Below are 15,922 nucleotides of genomic sequence, written 5' to 3'. Positions count from 1 at the left end.
TACATTCGGTCATCTATTCACCGGATATATCAAGTTCAACAGGATAGTAAAACTCGATGCCACGTTTTTCTCGCACCTTGTTAGCCACTTCAATTAGTGCCGCATTTCTTATGCCTCAGGCCCAAGCTGAAGATGTCCCTCTAGACACTTCACAAGAAATGCCGTTCATTGGCGAATGCCAAACATTAGACCTTATTGATCAATGTCTGGTCAATGAAGAGGAGCCTGAAAACGCAAATCAACTGCCAATTAACGTTGAAGCAGACAGCCTAGAAGCGATCAACGGAGACAAAGCCACCTATAGTGGCAACGTGACGGTTGTACAAGGCAAAAAACGCATGAAAGCGGACAATGTTACTTTACATCAACAAGACAATATTGTTGTGGCTGAGGGGAATGTGACATTCAGTGACGGTGAGCTGAAAACAATCTCAGATAAAGCCGTCAACAAGTTGAACACTGATGAAGTGACACTGGAAAATACGAACTATAAATTCTTATGCGAGCCGGGCCGCGGAGAAGCCGTCTATGTTTCAAAAACAGGTAAAGCCGTTTACGAAATCGAGGATGGCTCAATCACTTCCTGCCCTGAAGGCGACAAATCTTGGCGAATGAAAGCGTCGAGCATCGACATTGATCAAAATGAAGAAGAGGCGACCTTCTACAACCCACGTTTCGAGATAATGAACGTGCCGGTATTTTATCTCCCTTTCCTCACGGTACCTATTGGTGATACACGCAAGACAGGTTTCTTATACCCAACCGTCTCCTACGGCTCCAGCGATGGCTTTGAAATGGAGGTGCCAATTTACTGGAACTTGGCACCAAACTATGATTTAGAAACGACTATCAAGCATATGCAGGAACGGGGGACTCAGCTAAACAGTGAGTTCCGCTATCTTTCGGATCTCGGCTACAGCACTCTTAAATCTGAGTACTTACCAGATGATAAAAAGTACCCTGAACAAGGGGATCGCTGGGGCTTTCAATGGCAACACAACGGTATTTTTCAGGAAAGTTGGAAATTCGAAATCGACTACTCCAAAGTCAGTGATATCCGATACTTTACCGATTTAGACTCAGGAATAGGTAACCGAGAAGATGGGCAGTTAATTCAAGAAGCACAAGCCACTTATCGTTCTTCTAACTGGGATGCCTCTATTCTTACGCGAGACTTCCAAGTCCTTACGACCAGTAGCAATACCCCCTACCGTCTTCTACCTCAACTTGAGTTTAACTACTATGCGCCCGAGTTGATGCGTTATCTTGATTTTGATGTACTCAGCCATGTATCCCAGTTTGATACTGACGATCCTAGCAAGCCTTCAGCAACACGAGTACATGTCGAGCCAGGTATCACCATGCCAATCGGCACCACATGGGGGACTTGGACGACCGAGGCCCGTGTCTTAGGAACTTACTACCAACAAGATTTGGGCGGACTTGACCTTTCCGACTTTAGTGACGATGGCTACAACCTCAAAGAGTCGACCTCACGCGTCATTCCAGAATTTCGTACTCACGCGGGCGTAGTATTGGAAAGAGATACGGTTATCTTTGATAACTACACTCAGACGCTTGAACCCCAAGTGCAATACCTGTATGTGCCGGAAAAAGATCAAAGTGAAATCTACCTTTACGATAGCACCTTACTACAAACCGATTATTATGGTTTATTTCGCAGCCGCAAATACAGTGGTGTTGACCGCATTGCCGCTGCCAATCAATTTAGCTATGGTGCCTCTACGCGATTTTTTGACGACCAGTACAAAGAGCGTCTAAATATCTCATTCGGACAAATATTCTATCTTGATAAAGATACGAAGAATTCCAATATCGCTAATCAAGATAACAAATCAGATTACTCTGCATGGGCAGTCGAAATGGACTTCAACTATGATGACTATCTCTTCTACCATGGCGGTATTCAGTATGACATTGATACCAGTGAAGTTCAGCTTGGCAATAGCGCTCTGGAATATCGCTTCTCCGGCGGCTTTATTCAAGGTAACTATCGCTACGTAACACGGAATTATCTTGAAAGTACTGTAGGGGAAAGTCTTAATTTAGATAGCCTAACTAAAGATGGAATTTCTCAGGCAGGGTTAATTGCAGGCTATAAACTCACCCGAAACTGGAATGCAAAAGCCCAATATTTCTATGATCTAACAACAGAAGAAGATTTAGAGTGGCTAGCAAGTCTCAGTTATACATCAGATTGTTGGTATATCGGATTTTCATACAGTAACCAGCTTCAGAGTGGTTTACTATCTGATCCCGTTCAGCCTGTCTATGAAAACAACTTCAGTTTTAACTTTGGTATTATCGGATTTGGTACCGCTATTGGCTCTGATTCTGGTGTCACTGGGGCTGATGGCGCAAATAGTTCGTTGGGTTACGGCCGACCATTCTTCTTAAACAACTAATTTAACAGCCTGTGGTCTTAAAGCACAGGTTCATTTTTTAACAGGACATTTGATGAAATTTTGGAAGCAAACCTTACTTGGATTGATTGCAGCCAGCCAGTTTTCTTTTGTGCAAGCCGAACCTGTCGAGCTGGACAAAGTCGCGGTTATTGTCAATAGCGGAGTGGTATTACAGAGTGATATTGAAACTTCACTCAAGACCATTCGAGCCAATGCTAAGAAGAATGATCAGTCACTGCCAGATGAAGCAACATTGCGTGAACAGGTCACAGAAAAACTCATCGTTGATACTATCCAACAGCAAGAAGCAGAAAGAATTGGTGTGCGTATAGACGATAATCGTCTCAACGAAGCGATCAATGAAATTGCCAAAAATAACAACCAGACACTGGAACAACTCAACACCTCTATGACGCAAGAAGGTTTAAGCTATACCCAGTTCCGTGAGCAAGTGCGTAAAGAGATTGCAGCAAATGAAGCCCGCAATGCACTCGTCCGTCGTCGTATTAATATTCTTCCGGCTGAAGTCGATAATCTTGCAAACATTCTAGCCAAAGAAACCAACGCGACAGTACAATACAAAATTGGCCACATCCAATTACGTGTAAACGATGGTGACGACAAAGCCGCTATCGAAGAAAAAGCTAATCAGATCGTCAAAGAGCTAAACCAAGGCTCTGATTTCAGTACCATGGCTTACACCTATTCAAAAGGTCCTAAGGCTTTACAAGGTGGTGATTGGGGGTGGATGCGTAAAGAAGAGATGCCAACCATCTTTGCCGATCAAATCAATTTGCAGAATAAAGGTAGTATTATCGGTCCATTTCGCAGCGGTGTTGGCTTTCATATCCTAAAAATTGAAGACGTAAAGGGACTTGAGACGGTTGCAGTCACCGAAGTGAACGCTCGTCATATTTTGATTAAACCAACCGTGATCCTTAGCGATGAAGGCGTTCAGAAAGAGCTTCTCGACATTACTCAACGAATTCAATCCGGCAAGGTAACCTTTGGTGAAATGGCTCAGCAATATAGCCAAGATCCAGGTTCAGCCGCCCAGCAAGGTGAGTTAGGTTATCAAACTTCTGACCTTTACGTCCCAGAATTTAAACATCAGGTGGATACTCTCGCTGTAGGTCAGATCAGTGAGCCATTCAAAACCGTACACGGTTGGCACATTGTTGAAGTGATGGATCGCCGTGAGGTTGACCGTACTGACTCTGCACTGAAGAACAAAGCTTACCGCATTATCTTTAACCGTAAGTTTAACGAAGAGGCCAGTGCGTGGCTGCAAGAAATTCGCGCGAGCGCATTCGTCGAAATCGTCAAGGAAGATCAAAATGACAATTAAACGTATTGTCGTAACGGCAGGTGAACCTGCCGGTATTGGTCCCGATTTAGTCTTAGCTCTTTCGACGCAAAGCTGGCCACATCAGATAGTGGTCAGTGCCGATAAAGCCTTACTTGAGCAACGCGCTAAACAACTCAATATCGACGTACAACTTATTGATTATGATGCTGAAGCGCTTCCTAGCCCTCAGAAAGCTGGCTCGTTGGTTGTCGATCATATTGCACTTAATGTCCCCGTGATTGCGGGTCAGCTCGATGAGAAAAATGGCCACTATGTGTTAGAAACACTCGAAAGAGCCGCGTTGGGCTGTATGAATGGTGAGTTTGATGCTATTGTCACTGGCCCTGTGCATAAGGGAGTGATAAACCGAGCTGGCGTCGCCTTCAGCGGACACACTGAATTCTTCGCTGACAAATCCAATACACCACTGGTTGTAATGATGTTAGCCACTGAAGGGCTTAGAGTCGCTTTAGTGACAACTCATATTCCATTAGCCTATGTCTCTAAAGCAGTAACCGAAGACAGGTTACAGAGAATAGTTCGTATACTCCATCAAGACTTAGTCGAGAAGTTTGCTATTCCATCACCTAAAATCTATGTCTGTGGTTTAAATCCACACGCAGGTGAAGATGGCTGCTTGGGGCGTGAAGAGATCGAAACCATTACGCCAACATTGGAAAAACTTCGTCAAGAAGCAGGTATTGACCTTGTCGGGCCACTTCCTGCAGACACTATCTTTAATGAGAAATACCTCAACGAAGCCGATGCCGTGCTAGGCATGTACCACGATCAGGTCTTACCCGTGCTAAAATACAAAGGTTTTGGGCGTTCAGTGAACATTACCCTGGGCCTTCCATTTATCAGGACATCCGTGGATCACGGCACTGCATTAGAGCTTGCAGGAACAGGTGATGCAGATACAGGAAGTTTTACAACGGCACTTGCTCATGCCATTGAGCTTGTCGATAAGAAAACCAGTTAACTTGAGAACACTATGAGAAACGATGTCCATTTGGGGCACAAAGCACGTAAACGCTTTGGTCAAAACTTCTTAAACGATCCATACATTATCGATGGGATTGTCTCTGCGATTAATCCTAAGCCAGGTCAAAACTTGGTGGAAATCGGTCCTGGTTTAGGCGCAATTACTGAGCCGGTCGGTAAAGAAGTCGATAAGTTCACCGTGATTGAACTTGACAGAGATCTAGCCGAACGCTTAAGAACTCACCCAGATCTTGCCGAGAAGTTAACCATTCATGAAGGCGATGCAATGCGCTTTGACTTCACGCAGCTGGTTAAGCCTAACAATAAGTTACGCATTTTTGGTAACCTGCCTTACAACATCTCGACACCGTTGATGTTCCACCTGTTTGAATATCATAGAGATATTCAAGATATGCACTTTATGCTGCAAAAAGAAGTAGTCAATCGTCTAGCAGCCGGACCTGGGACGAAAGCCTACGGTCGTTTAACGGTAATGGCGCAGTACTACTGTAAAGTGGTTCCAGTACTAGAAGTCCCTCCAACCGCATTTGTTCCACCGCCAAAAGTCGATTCCGCTGTTGTTCGCCTTGTTCCTTACGAGACGCTACCTTATCCAGCAACAAGTCTTAACTGGTTGGATCGCGTGTGTCGCGAAGGTTTTAACCAAAGACGTAAAACCGTTCGTAACTGTTATAAATCTCTGGTCAACGCTGAAATTCTAGAGCAACTGGGGATCAACCCTGGTATGCGTCCTGAAAACCTTACTCTAGAGCAATTCGTTGACTTAGCTAACTGGTTAGACGCAAACCACAAATAATCTTCATATAATTAGAGTTGTAACCTATTGGTCTACAACTCTAATTTTTTGACTTGTACGCAGGAGTCTACATGGAAGCCAACCCTTGTATTAAAGTCCAAGTTCATACCAAATACATTTCAGAACAGTCCCAACCTGATTCAAAGCGTTATGTCTTCGCCTACGTTATTACCATTAAAAACCTGAGTAACCAAACTGTCCAGCTCATCAGTCGGCGGTGGTTAATCACTGATGCTAATGGCAAACAAATGACGGTTGAAGGAGATGGCGTGGTGGGTCAACAACCTTTTATTCCCGGAAGTGATGAATACACCTATAGCAGTGGTACAGCGTTAGAAACCCCCGTTGGTGTCATGCAAGGTCAATACATTTTACTGGATGAGAAAGGCCAAGAGTTTGTCACTGAAATTGAGCCTTTCAGGCTCGCTCTACCTAACATCCTCAACTAGAAGTTATTCAGGAATTTTTGTGTCCAATTATATTGTTGGTGATATTCAAGGTTGCTTCGATGAACTGAAGCTAATCCTCAAAAAAGTCAGTTTTGACCCAAAAGTAGATACACTTTGGGTCGCTGGAGACTTGGTTGCGCGTGGTCCTAAGTCACTGGAAACCCTTCGCTTTATTAAATCACTTGGACAGTCAGCTAAAGTGGTTTTGGGTAATCATGATCTACATTTACTTGCTGTGTCGTTAGGGATACACAAGGTCAAAAACAAAGATAAAACAGCTCCCATCTTTGATGCGGATGACAAACAAGAGCTGCTTGACTGGCTTCGACAACAGCCTCTTCTTGCTGAGCATGAAGAGTTCGCTTTATGCCACGCGGGAATTTCACCACAATGGTCACTCGATAACGCACGAAAGAATGCGAGTGAAGTAGAAACCATCTTACAAGGTGAAGACTGGCCTTGGCTGATCAAGAACATGTATGACGACCAGCCAGACCGGTGGAGCGAAAATTTAACAGGCCTTGAGCGCTATCGCTATACTATTAACGCCTTCACGCGCATGCGTTTCTGCTTTTCAGACGGCAGACTCGATATGGCTTGTAAACGCCCGCCAAAAGAAGTTAATGATGGTACTCTGACACCGTGGTTCAAACTGACAAGCCGAATAACAATAGACAAAACTATCTTGTTCGGTCATTGGGCTGCACTGGAAGGCTATGATGGCAAAGAGGTTATCGGCCTAGATACAGGTTGCGTCTGGGGAGGTTATTTAACTTTACTAAGATGGGAAGATAAGACGTTTTTTACCCAAAAATCACTACAGCGCTAGAGAGGAGCAACGAGTCACTGAAACGCCTCTCACTCACCTGCCCTAGCTGGTGACTTAGAAAAAAGTCGTTAACCTTTTCGTTCTAACACCACAAAACGCATGCCGTATGCGTTTTTCTCATCTGCTTCGTAAATTTCAGAATAGCTTTCTTCAAACTCTTCCCCCCACTGAGGAAACTGCGTATCGCCTTCAATTTCAGCATTGATATAAGTTACGTAAAGCTTATCAGCTTGGGGCAAACAGGTTTGATAAATTAACCCCCCACCAATGATCATGACCTCTTCAACCTGGCCTGCGGCCTTTATCGCTTGCTCAATAGAAGACACTGTTGTGACACCTTCTATGACGAGACCTTCATCGCGACTAATCACAATATTTTGACGTCCCGGCAATGGACGACCAATCGATTCATATGTCTTTCGGCCCATGATGACAGGCTTCCCCATAGTACAACGCTTAAACCAGGCAAAATCAGCTGGCAAATGCCACGGCATTTGGTTGTCTTTACCAATAACTCGGTCTTTTGCCATAGCGGCGATCATGCTAATGATCATTAATGGTACTCCTTTAAACGTCTCATACTATCGGCTTTCGGCGATAGAATAACAATCCCGGCATCGCTAAGCCAACCGCTAATCCTGCAATTATAAACATTGCTTTAAGGAAATTTTCCATCAACATGGCGACCAACTCATGACTGTAACCCCGGTGATTAAGTTCAACTAACGCAATCATCGCTTTAAACGCAAACACCCCCGGCACCATAGGAATTAGCGCTGCAACTGTGAATACTTTAGGGTGAGCAAGAAAACGGTGTGACCAGTGAATACCTATCATACTTACAATCATTGCAGCAAAGAATGTTGCCCACTCAATAGGAATACCGAAATGCATCATCAGATAGCGACTTCCATGCCCTACTGCGCCACCTATAGCGCAGTAGGTCAGCGCTTTTTTAGGAACATTGAATACGAGTGCAAAACCCACAGCAGGAATCGCAGCAAACAACATATCATTGAGCAGGCCAAACAGGAGCTCAAATAACGTCATAGTACCCATCCCCAAACCCCCACTAAACTCATTGCCGCCACAATGCCAAGGCTGGTTGCTAAGGTCAGTAAGCTCGCCATGACAAATCTCGCAATCCCCATATTGACATAGCCTTTCAGCATATCAGCCACAGAATTAATCAACGGGAAACCCGGGACCAGCATAAGAACTGAAGACGCCATAACAATAAATGGCGAGTTGCCAAGTTCGTAAATCACAGCCTGCGCAGAAATCACTGTGGTCACAAAAGCGGTAGCTGCAAAATTGATGAGAGGATTAAAATGACGATGGCCAATTTCCTGCCTCACGACCATGCCTACTGAAGAGGCAATAAAGGTCATTGCAAAGACCACCCAGTCACCACCAGCTAAGCGACTAAATGCAGCACAAGACAAACCTATCATTACTACCACTAGCCAACGGTTATACCGCTCGGGACTGATCTGCTCTAATTTACGCTGAGCTAGCACATGATCGATAATTCCTCGCTCCAACATAATGCAAATTCGCTGAACCTGAGTAATCACACGCATGTTAATGCCACGATCAGGGCTCCGGCGTGCCGTGGTAATACAGTGCTCCTGATATACCGTAGTAACAACCAACGAGCTGGCGGAAAGAGACACTTCGACTTCATCCATTCCACTGGCAATACCGATACGTCTTGTTATATCTCCAACTAATGTACTCTCAGCACCATGAGCCAGCAGCATCTGACCAGCCTGTGCAATCAGACGAGAAACGCTGCGTTGTTTTGAAGCCATTAATGTCTCCTACTCCTTGAGAAAGCCGATATTGTGACCAAAATAAACTGAGTTTGATTTGATTTAAATATAAAAAAGCCGTAATGCGTGAAACATTACGGCTTTCATTGGACTTAATGACTAGTCTCGGACGTAAACCACATGTCCGTCGTCCTCTTCATCGTCCCAGTCATCCCAGTCGTCGTCATCTTCAGTAATGACGTCTTTGCCTGACATTGCGTCTTTATGATAATCATCCCACATGAAGTCAACTTTCTCTTCTTCAGAGATCTCTTCTTCTTCACGAGGTAAACTCTCCATAAAGTCAGCCAACTTGTAACAAAGCTCTTTGGTTCCTTGCTTATTCACCGCTGAGATCTTGTAGTAATCCTCTTCCCAACCCAGTGCATCGAGAATATTTTGGATCACTTCGTCAGCTTCTTCTTCGGGCATTAAATCAACCTTGTTGAAGATCAACCAACGTGGCTTATCAGCAAGCTTTTCGCTATATTGCTCTAACTCATCAATGATCGTCAGTGCGTTCTCAATCGGATCACTTTGATCAATCGGCATAATATCGATCATATGCAGCAGAACGCGACAACGCTCTAAATGCTTCAAGAAACGAATGCCAAGGCCTGCACCGTCCGCAGCCCCTTCGATCAACCCGGGAATATCCGCGACAACAAAGCTCTTCTCAGGAACCACACTCACAACCCCTAAACTCGGGATAAGCGTTGTAAATGGGTAATCCGCCACTTTTGGCTTAGCTGCAGAAACCGAGCGAATAAAGGTCGACTTACCCGCATTTGGCAATCCAAGCATACCGACATCAGCAAGTAGCAACAGCTCTAAACGGATTTCTCGGATTTCACCTTTAGTACCTAACGTCTTTTGACGTGGTGCTCGGTTTACTGAAGATTTAAAGCGAGTGTTACCTAAACCGTGCCACCCACCTTTCGCTACCATGACTTTTTTGCCATGCTCAGCAACTTCAGCAACAATTTCATTTGTATGGATATCAACTGCACGAGTACCGACAGGTACACGCAACACCTTATCCTTTCCTCGCTTACCCGTACAGTTACCACCGCGGCCATTTTCACCGCGCTCTGCTTCATAGAAGCGCTGAAAACGGTAGTCGATCAAAGTATTAAGGTTTTCATCGGCTTGGATATAGACGTCACCACCATCGCCACCGTCACCACCATCCGGGCCACCTTTCGCAACGAATTTCTCGCGCCAGAAACTCACTACACCGTTACCGCCATCGCCGGCTTGAACTTTAACTACCGCTTCATCAACGAATTTCATCTCTTACTCCGCCCAATTACTACATCACGTAGCTGCGTTGCAAATATCATCTCACAGCCCAAATGACAGTGAATGATATAAATTCTAGCAGATCCCAATATCAGATCGATCACCCAACAATCTCAGATCGTTCTGCCACTTAGGAACATATAATGAGGGACTTTTTACAAAGTGCCTTAGTATCTATTCCAACATACTACAAATAAAAAACCCCGCCGAATCGGCAGGGCTTTTGAATTCAGCTAGAAGCCTAAATTCTAGATCTCAGTGAGAATTACTCAGCTTCGATGCTTACGAATTTACGATTCTTAGGACCTTTCACTTCAAATTTCACTTTACCTTCAGTAAGAGCGAATAGAGTGTGGTCTTTACCGATACCTACGTTAGTACCAGCGTGGAACTTAGTGCCACGTTGACGAACGATGATGTTACCTGCAAGAACAGATTCACCGCCGAAACGCTTAACACCAAGACGTTTGCTTTCTGAATCGCGGCCGTTACGAGTAGAACCACCAGCTTTTTTGTGTGCCATTGTTAAACTCTCCTAATAATTAAGCGTTGATACCAGTGATCTTCACTTCAGTGAACCACTGACGGTGACCCTGTTGCTTACGAGAGTGCTTACGACGACGGAACTTAACGATTTTAACTTTATCGCCACGGCCGTGTTGTACAACTTCAGCAACTACTTTGCCGCCCTCAACAAGAGGAGCGCCAACTTTAACGTCTTCGCCGTTAGCAACAAGAAGAACTTTATCAAATTCAACCGTTGCACCAGTTTCTACGTCTAATTTCTCTAAACGAAGAGTTTGACCTTCGCTTACACGGTGTTGTTTACCACCAGATTGGAAAACAGCGTACATATCTTACTCCGCTTTTTCCGCACAGCCTTATGCTTGTTTATTGAGCATTGTGGGTGTGCGCTAAACTAATCATCAATAGGGCGCAGATTCTACAGAAGAGATGTCCCTATGACAAGCCATATTTTGAAAAAATTGGCGAAAAGCTAATCGCCAGATAAAAGTGCCGCAATCATGCCCTTTAGCCATGTATTTATCAACGTTTTTTAGTGTATTATTCAGTAATTAAGTCAGATAAGAAGACCTTACAAGTTCTAACTTCAGCCGGATTTACAATGGATTTTAAAGCTATCCAAGCGCTAACTGCCGATGACATGGCAAAAGTGAATGAAACGATTCACGCTCAACTCAACTCTGACGTATCTTTGATCAACCAATTAGGTTTTTACATCATTAGTGGTGGTGGTAAACGTATACGTCCTCTGCTTGCTGTATTATCAGCTCGTGCTCTTGGTTATCAAGGGCAAGCTCATACTACAGCCGCTGCGTTTATTGAGTTTATTCATACCGCCACTTTGCTGCATGATGACGTGGTTGATGAGTCAGATATGCGTCGTGGGAAGGCAACTGCCAATGCCGCTTTCGGCAATGCCGCCAGCGTTTTGGTCGGTGATTTTATTTACACACGATCTTTTCAGATGATGACCGAGCTAGGTTCAATGAAGATCCTCAAGCTAATGAGCGATGCGGTGAACGTAATTGCTGAAGGTGAAGTGCAGCAACTCATGAATTGCAACGATCCTGAAACGACCGAAGAAAGCTATATGCAGGTCATCTATTCAAAAACAGCTCGACTGTTTGAGGCCGCCACACAAATCGGTGCAATCCTCAGCAACTCCTCAGCAGAGGTCGAGCTGGCTTTACAGAATTACGGCAAATATTTAGGTACAGCTTTCCAACTCATCGACGATGTAATGGACTACACATCTGATGGTGATGAAATGGGCAAGAATGTTGGTGATGACTTAGCTGAAGGAAAACCTACCCTACCACTTCTTTATGCGATGAAACACGGCTCACCAGAACAAGCAAGCATGATTCGCGAAGCAATAGAAAAATCTAATGGTATGGAGAAGCTTGAAGCGATTATGGAAGCCATGGAGCACACTGGTTCATTGGAATATACCCGACAGAAAGCCTATCAAGAAGCGGACAAGGCTATCGCAGAATTGAGAGTGCTGCCAGAGTCCCAATATAAAGAGGCATTGGTCACATTGGCACATATGTCAGTACATCGATCCAAATAATCTTTACATATAGCAACGGGAACCTTTGGTTCCCGTTGATTCCAGTTCAGCAAATCGAAGGTCTATTGACTCTGCTATTACCACCTAGCGACAAGTCTATGCTATTGCTTTGTTAGTAATAAGTCTTCCCCTACCCTTTTAATCTAGCAGTAAATTCCCAGTTCAGATACCTGCTCCTTATAAATTGCGATCAGTTATCCCTTTGTTTACCGCAAGACTTTACAGTTTCATCTCTAAACCCAAGGCTACTGCCATTTACCTGTCAGTCACCAAACTGACACCGCTTGGTCATAAATCTCTCATCACAGTGACCTCAAACTGCAATCAAATCAACCTAGCCTTGATTTGAACATCGTAGCACCGAGGATTGTATGGAAGTTTTGAGCCCTTTTCGTCTCCCGCGGAAAACACCTTTTGGCTTAGGAGAAAATTTTGCTGAATGGGTTACCGGATTGAGCAAGCTTGATCAATACTACTCTCAGAAGCCAGCTAAATGTGACTGCAGAGAATTTCTTCGTTTCACGCTCGACATCCTCGGCATTGATTATCGTGTGATTAAAGGCTCCTTAACTCATATCCCTAAGAGTGGCGCCACTGTCGTTGTCGCCAATCACCCTCTCGGCTGCGTAGAAGGTGTTATATTGGCAGAATTACTGCTACATGTGAGATCCGATGTTCAAATTCTGGCCAACCAATATTTAAAAACTGTTCCAGAGCTTGACCAGCTATTTATTGGTGTTGATGTCTTTGAGGGACAAAACGCCCACAAAGCTAACTTAAAAGCCCTCCGTCAAGCACACAGCCACCTAGATAAAGGAGGCTTATTGTTACTCTTCCCAGCAGGAGAAGTTTCCCAGCTGGTCGATCCAAAAAGCCAGCGAATTGAAGATAAGGAATGGAGCCGCTCCGTCAGTAGCCTAGTACGTAAAGCTAAAGCCAATACCATTCCTGTGTTTATAGATGGCCAGAATTCGAAACGATTTTACATGGCAGGTAAAGTTCATCCTCTATTGAGAACCTTAATGTTAGGAAGAGAACTGCTCAACAAGTCTCAGCAGCCCATCAATATTTCAATCGGTTCAGCGATTCGATATAAAGAGGTTAATGGGCTGACGGATGAACAAATCGTTAACTATCTACGACTTAATACTTATTTACTGCAAAACAAAACCCTAACCAAAACTGACGCAAAAGCACTTGAGTCACAACCCTTGCCCATATCTGACGCTCTTCCGGTTAGAGAGTTAAAAATCGACCTCAACGCGCTACCACGTGAGCATCATCTACTGACCAGTGGTGAGTTTGAAGTCTACTGCACCGATGCCGATTATATCCCCTCAATACTGCATGAGATTGGTCGGCTAAGAGAAATCAATTTTCGCAAAGTGGGCGAAGGAACCGGCCTGGCACTGGATATTGATGAGTTTGATCGACACTACAAGCATCTTTTCATCTGGGATAAGGACAACGAAAGGCTCGTTGGAGCATATCGTCTCGGTTTAGTTGATGAGCTGATGCAGCATGAAGGTTTAGAGGGGTTATACTCTCGGACTCTCTTTCATTACGGTAAAGACTTTCTTAATACTATGGGAAGCTCAATTGAAATGGGCCGCTCTGTGATTGATGAACACTACCAAAAAAGCATGGGTGCCCTGCTACTGCTTTGGAAAGGGATTGCAACTTTTGTCCACCGCAATCCAAGCTATACACACTTATTTGGTCCCGTAAGTATCAGTAATGACTACAGCGAGCAGGCCAGACAATTACTTGCGCAAACCATGACCTTACATCATTACGACTCTGAGAAAGCGGAATATGTGACCCCATCCAATCCGCTTCCCACTCAGAATACGAACTGGAACACGAGCATGCTGACCGCTCTTGCGGATCTTCAGCTTTTATCCAGAGTCATTGCAAGGATAGATGATGGGAAGGGGGTCCCCGTTCTATTACGCCAATATCTCGGCCTAAACGGCAAGCTGATCTCATTTAACGTTGACCCCTCATTCAACAACGCCTTAGATGGATTAATCGTAGTAGACCTTAAGCAAGTGCCGCTCAAAACACTGGCTCGTTATATGGGGGCAACACAAGCTCAGCAGTATCTACAACACCACAATTCACTACAAAACTAAGTTATTAGCTCACTGCCAAAAAGCCTTATCAAGGGACTATCTTGGCTTGTATAGCTGCGATATGGCGAGTGAAAAAGCTTGAATGAGGAGAAGGCTTTGCTCAGAGAAAAGCCATTTATCTAGCTTTGAAAGATATTCTTAGTAAGCGCGGTCTAAAACTATAACACTCTTATCACAGGGCTTACCATGCGCTTACTCTTTACTTTTTTCCTCACATTAATATCTTTTCAAGCCTTCTCAGCACCTAAATCGGAACTTTGGCCTTATTGGAATAGTCATAACGATTCCAGTGTAACAAAGGTTAATCATCAACCTTGGCAGCGGTTGCTTGATAGCTACCTCACCACCGAAGGTGAATACACTCTTTTTAGATATTCCTCTGTTAACCCCCAAGGAAAACAACAGCTCAATCGATACCTAACACAACTGAGTCGTATCAATCCACTCCAGCTAAACAAGGCAGAGCAATACGCCTACTGGGTGAACTTATATAATGCGCTGACAATCCAATTGGTTTTAGATGCTTACCCAATCACATCCATCACCAAATTAGGTGGATTTTTCAGTTTTGGTCCTTGGGATGACGAAGTCGTTACGATTAATGGTAAAGCACTAACGCTCAACGACATTGAGCACCGTATCTTACGGCCTATTTGGAACGACCCCAGAACTCACTATGCAGTTAACTGTGCTAGTTTAGGTTGCCCCAATTTACAATCTCAAGCTTTCACAGCAGAAAACACGGAAATGCTGCTTGAGCGCGCTGCAGAGACCTTCATCAACAGTAATAAAGGCGTTCTCATTGAGAACGGCAAAATACAGCTGTCATCCATCTATGATTGGTTTTCTGATGACTTTGGTAATAAGCAACAACTAGTTCAACACCTAGCCAAGTATCGTCCAGAACTATCAGACTTAAACAGCAAATTCAGTTATGCGTACGATTGGAGCTTAAACGAGAAAAAATAGCCCTGAGGGCATTTTTGTAACGTTTCAATGGGAAGTTTCGGATAAATACCGATACATATGAAAAGACCTCAGCATTGCTGCTGAGGTCTGGGATAGATCGTAGCCCAAAAATAATATCGTACATACAAAAGACCCCAGCATTTATGCTGAGGCCTAGATTAAGTGGCGGAGCGGACGGGACTCGAACCCGCGACCCCCGGCGTGACAGGCCGGTATTCTAACCAACTGAACTACCGCTCCGCATTGGTCAGACTCTTGAGTCTAAATAAGAACCTGGCAATGTCCTACTCTCACATGGGGAAGCCCCACACTACCATCGGCGCTACTTCGTTTCACTTCTGAGTTCGGCATGGAATCAGGTGGGTCCAAAGTGCTATGGTTGCCAAGCAAAATTCTTTACTGGTGCTGATACCCAGACTCGAACTGGGGACCTCATCCTTACCAAGGATGCGCTCTACCACCTGAGCTATATCAGCATAATTTTGCTCAAGATATTTATCTCAAACAAGGTATTTAAAGCCTGGCGATGTCCTACTCTCACATGGGGAAGCCCCACACTACCATCGGCGCTATTGCGTTTCACTTCTGAGTTCGGCATGGAGTCAGGTGGGTCCACAACGCTATGGTCGCCAAGCAAATTCTTTAATCTGGAAAGCTGTTTTAAGTTCTGTGTTTACACATTCAATGTTCTTATCTGAGTCCATCAAAACCCTTTGGGTGTTGTATGGTTAAGCCTCACGGGCAATTAGTA

General features: G+C 44.4%; 15 protein-coding genes, 2 tRNA genes and 2 rRNA genes. 9 read left to right on the top strand and 10 right to left on the bottom strand.

Annotated features, from left to right (window positions below; genetic code table 11):
• Positions 1–56 precede the first annotated feature (56 nt).
• The 6 genes from lptD (at position 57) to apaH (ending at position 6,853) form a co-directional block, all read left to right on the top strand.
• Complete coding sequence (gene lptD / locus L1D15_RS20380; protein ID WP_239876856.1) at positions 57–2,426, top strand: LPS assembly protein LptD; 2,370 nt, start codon at positions 57–59, stop codon at positions 2,424–2,426.
• Between the two features lie 52 nt (positions 2,427–2,478).
• Positions 2,479–3,774, top strand: a complete 1,296-nt coding sequence (surA, locus tag L1D15_RS20375; RefSeq protein WP_239876855.1) for a peptidylprolyl isomerase SurA — start codon at positions 2,479–2,481, stop codon at positions 3,772–3,774.
• The gene (gene pdxA, locus L1D15_RS20370; protein WP_239876854.1) at positions 3,764–4,756 is read left to right on the top strand and encodes a 4-hydroxythreonine-4-phosphate dehydrogenase PdxA; all 993 of its coding nucleotides are present in this window, start codon (positions 3,764–3,766) and stop codon (positions 4,754–4,756) included. The genes surA and pdxA overlap by 11 nt, the downstream gene beginning before the upstream one ends.
• A gap of 12 nt (positions 4,757–4,768) precedes the next feature.
• Positions 4,769–5,575 (top strand): 16S rRNA (adenine(1518)-N(6)/adenine(1519)-N(6))-dimethyltransferase RsmA, encoded by an 807-nt coding sequence (gene rsmA / locus L1D15_RS20365; protein ID WP_239865291.1) that lies wholly within the window; start codon positions 4,769–4,771, stop codon positions 5,573–5,575.
• Between the two features lie 71 nt (positions 5,576–5,646).
• Complete coding sequence (gene apaG / locus L1D15_RS20360; RefSeq protein ID WP_239837846.1) at positions 5,647–6,024, top strand: Co2+/Mg2+ efflux protein ApaG; 378 nt, start codon at positions 5,647–5,649, stop codon at positions 6,022–6,024.
• 19 nt (positions 6,025–6,043) lie between these two features.
• On the top strand, positions 6,044–6,853 hold the full coding sequence (gene apaH / locus L1D15_RS20355) for a bis(5'-nucleosyl)-tetraphosphatase (symmetrical) ApaH (RefSeq protein WP_239876853.1): 810 nt from the start codon (positions 6,044–6,046) through the stop codon (positions 6,851–6,853).
• Between the two features lie 68 nt (positions 6,854–6,921).
• On the opposite strand, the gene folA is transcribed toward apaH, so the two are convergent.
• The 6 genes from folA to rplU all read right to left on the bottom strand — a co-directional run bounded on the left by folA (position 6,922) and on the right by rplU (position 10,823).
• Positions 6,922–7,407 carry a type 3 dihydrofolate reductase gene (gene folA / locus L1D15_RS20350; protein ID WP_239865295.1) on the bottom strand — a complete coding sequence of 162 codons (486 nt, stop codon included), beginning with the start codon at positions 7,405–7,407 and terminating at the stop codon, positions 6,922–6,924.
• A 22-nt stretch (positions 7,408–7,429) separates the two neighbouring features.
• On the bottom strand, positions 7,430–7,903 hold the full coding sequence (locus L1D15_RS20345) for a threonine/serine exporter family protein (protein WP_239865297.1): 474 nt from the start codon (positions 7,901–7,903) through the stop codon (positions 7,430–7,432).
• Entirely contained in the window at positions 7,900–8,667 is a 768-nt protein-coding gene (locus tag L1D15_RS20340) for a threonine/serine exporter ThrE family protein (RefSeq protein WP_239865300.1), read from the bottom strand. The genes L1D15_RS20345 and L1D15_RS20340 overlap by 4 nt, the downstream gene beginning before the upstream one ends.
• A gap of 120 nt (positions 8,668–8,787) precedes the next feature.
• A complete protein-coding gene (cgtA, locus tag L1D15_RS20335) occupies positions 8,788–9,960 on the bottom strand; it encodes an Obg family GTPase CgtA (RefSeq protein ID WP_239876852.1) in 1,173 nt (390 codons plus the stop codon).
• Positions 9,961–10,234: 274 nt separating this feature from the next.
• Complete coding sequence (gene rpmA / locus L1D15_RS20330; RefSeq protein ID WP_004409945.1) at positions 10,235–10,492, bottom strand: 50S ribosomal protein L27; 258 nt, start codon at positions 10,490–10,492, stop codon at positions 10,235–10,237.
• Positions 10,493–10,511: 19 nt separating this feature from the next.
• Positions 10,512–10,823: a 50S ribosomal protein L21 gene (gene rplU / locus L1D15_RS20325; protein ID WP_008072988.1), complete on the bottom strand. Its 312-nt coding sequence runs from the start codon at positions 10,821–10,823 to the stop codon at positions 10,512–10,514.
• 272 nt (positions 10,824–11,095) lie between these two features.
• Here rplU and ispB point away from each other — a divergent pair, with 272 nt between their 5' ends.
• The 3 genes from ispB (at position 11,096) to L1D15_RS20310 (ending at position 15,171) form a co-directional block, all read left to right on the top strand.
• Complete coding sequence (gene ispB, locus L1D15_RS20320) at positions 11,096–12,067, top strand: octaprenyl diphosphate synthase (RefSeq protein ID WP_239865304.1); 972 nt, start codon at positions 11,096–11,098, stop codon at positions 12,065–12,067.
• Positions 12,068–12,438: 371 nt separating this feature from the next.
• Positions 12,439–14,202 carry a GNAT family N-acyltransferase gene (locus L1D15_RS20315; protein ID WP_239876851.1) on the top strand — a complete coding sequence of 588 codons (1,764 nt, stop codon included), beginning with the start codon at positions 12,439–12,441 and terminating at the stop codon, positions 14,200–14,202.
• 186 nt (positions 14,203–14,388) lie between these two features.
• Complete coding sequence (locus tag L1D15_RS20310; RefSeq protein ID WP_239876850.1) at positions 14,389–15,171, top strand: DUF547 domain-containing protein; 783 nt, start codon at positions 14,389–14,391, stop codon at positions 15,169–15,171.
• Positions 15,172–15,334: 163 nt separating this feature from the next.
• Here L1D15_RS20310 and L1D15_RS20305 read toward each other — a convergent pair.
• The 4 genes from L1D15_RS20305 to rrf (L1D15_RS20290) form a co-directional block, all read right to left on the bottom strand.
• Positions 15,335–15,411 (bottom strand) — tRNA-Asp (locus L1D15_RS20305).
• Positions 15,412–15,442: 31 nt separating this feature from the next.
• A 5S ribosomal RNA gene (rrf, locus tag L1D15_RS20300) occupies positions 15,443–15,558 on the bottom strand.
• A gap of 13 nt (positions 15,559–15,571) precedes the next feature.
• Positions 15,572–15,647 (bottom strand) — tRNA-Thr (locus L1D15_RS20295).
• 42 nt (positions 15,648–15,689) lie between these two features.
• Positions 15,690–15,805, bottom strand: a 5S ribosomal RNA gene (gene rrf / locus L1D15_RS20290).
• Positions 15,806–15,922 lie beyond the last annotated feature (117 nt).

The sequence above is a fragment of the Vibrio sp. Isolate25 genome, assembly GCF_022398025.1.
Taxonomy (GTDB): Bacteria; Pseudomonadota; Gammaproteobacteria; order Enterobacterales; family Vibrionaceae; genus Vibrio; species Vibrio coralliilyticus_A.
Note: the sequence above shows the minus strand (reverse complement) of the source record. Positions and strands in the feature narration are given on the sequence as shown.

Bases quoted from the DNA above. Each gene is read 5' to 3' on its own strand.
- pdxA (WP_239876854.1), top strand. From the start codon at position 3,764: ATGACAATTAAACGTATTGTCGTAACGGCAGGTGAACCTGCCGGTATT.
- folA (WP_239865295.1), bottom strand. From the start codon at position 7,407: ATGATCATTAGCATGATCGCCGCTATGGCAAAAGACCGAGTTATTGGT.
- ispB (WP_239865304.1), top strand. From the start codon at position 11,096: ATGGATTTTAAAGCTATCCAAGCGCTAACTGCCGATGACATGGCAAAA.
- L1D15_RS20345 (WP_239865297.1), bottom strand. From the start codon at position 7,903: ATGACGTTATTTGAGCTCCTGTTTGGCCTGCTCAATGATATGTTGTTT.
- rsmA (WP_239865291.1), top strand. From the start codon at position 4,769: ATGAGAAACGATGTCCATTTGGGGCACAAAGCACGTAAACGCTTTGGT.
- lptD (WP_239876856.1), top strand. From the start codon at position 57: ATGCCACGTTTTTCTCGCACCTTGTTAGCCACTTCAATTAGTGCCGCA.
- surA (WP_239876855.1), top strand. From the start codon at position 2,479: ATGAAATTTTGGAAGCAAACCTTACTTGGATTGATTGCAGCCAGCCAG.
- apaG (WP_239837846.1), top strand. From the start codon at position 5,647: ATGGAAGCCAACCCTTGTATTAAAGTCCAAGTTCATACCAAATACATT.
- rplU (WP_008072988.1), bottom strand. From the start codon at position 10,823: ATGTACGCTGTTTTCCAATCTGGTGGTAAACAACACCGTGTAAGCGAA.
- rpmA (WP_004409945.1), bottom strand. From the start codon at position 10,492: ATGGCACACAAAAAAGCTGGTGGTTCTACTCGTAACGGCCGCGATTCA.
- L1D15_RS20340 (WP_239865300.1), bottom strand. From the start codon at position 8,667: ATGGCTTCAAAACAACGCAGCGTTTCTCGTCTGATTGCACAGGCTGGT.
- L1D15_RS20315 (WP_239876851.1), top strand. From the start codon at position 12,439: ATGGAAGTTTTGAGCCCTTTTCGTCTCCCGCGGAAAACACCTTTTGGC.
- L1D15_RS20310 (WP_239876850.1), top strand. From the start codon at position 14,389: ATGCGCTTACTCTTTACTTTTTTCCTCACATTAATATCTTTTCAAGCC.
- cgtA (WP_239876852.1), bottom strand. From the start codon at position 9,960: ATGAAATTCGTTGATGAAGCGGTAGTTAAAGTTCAAGCCGGCGATGGC.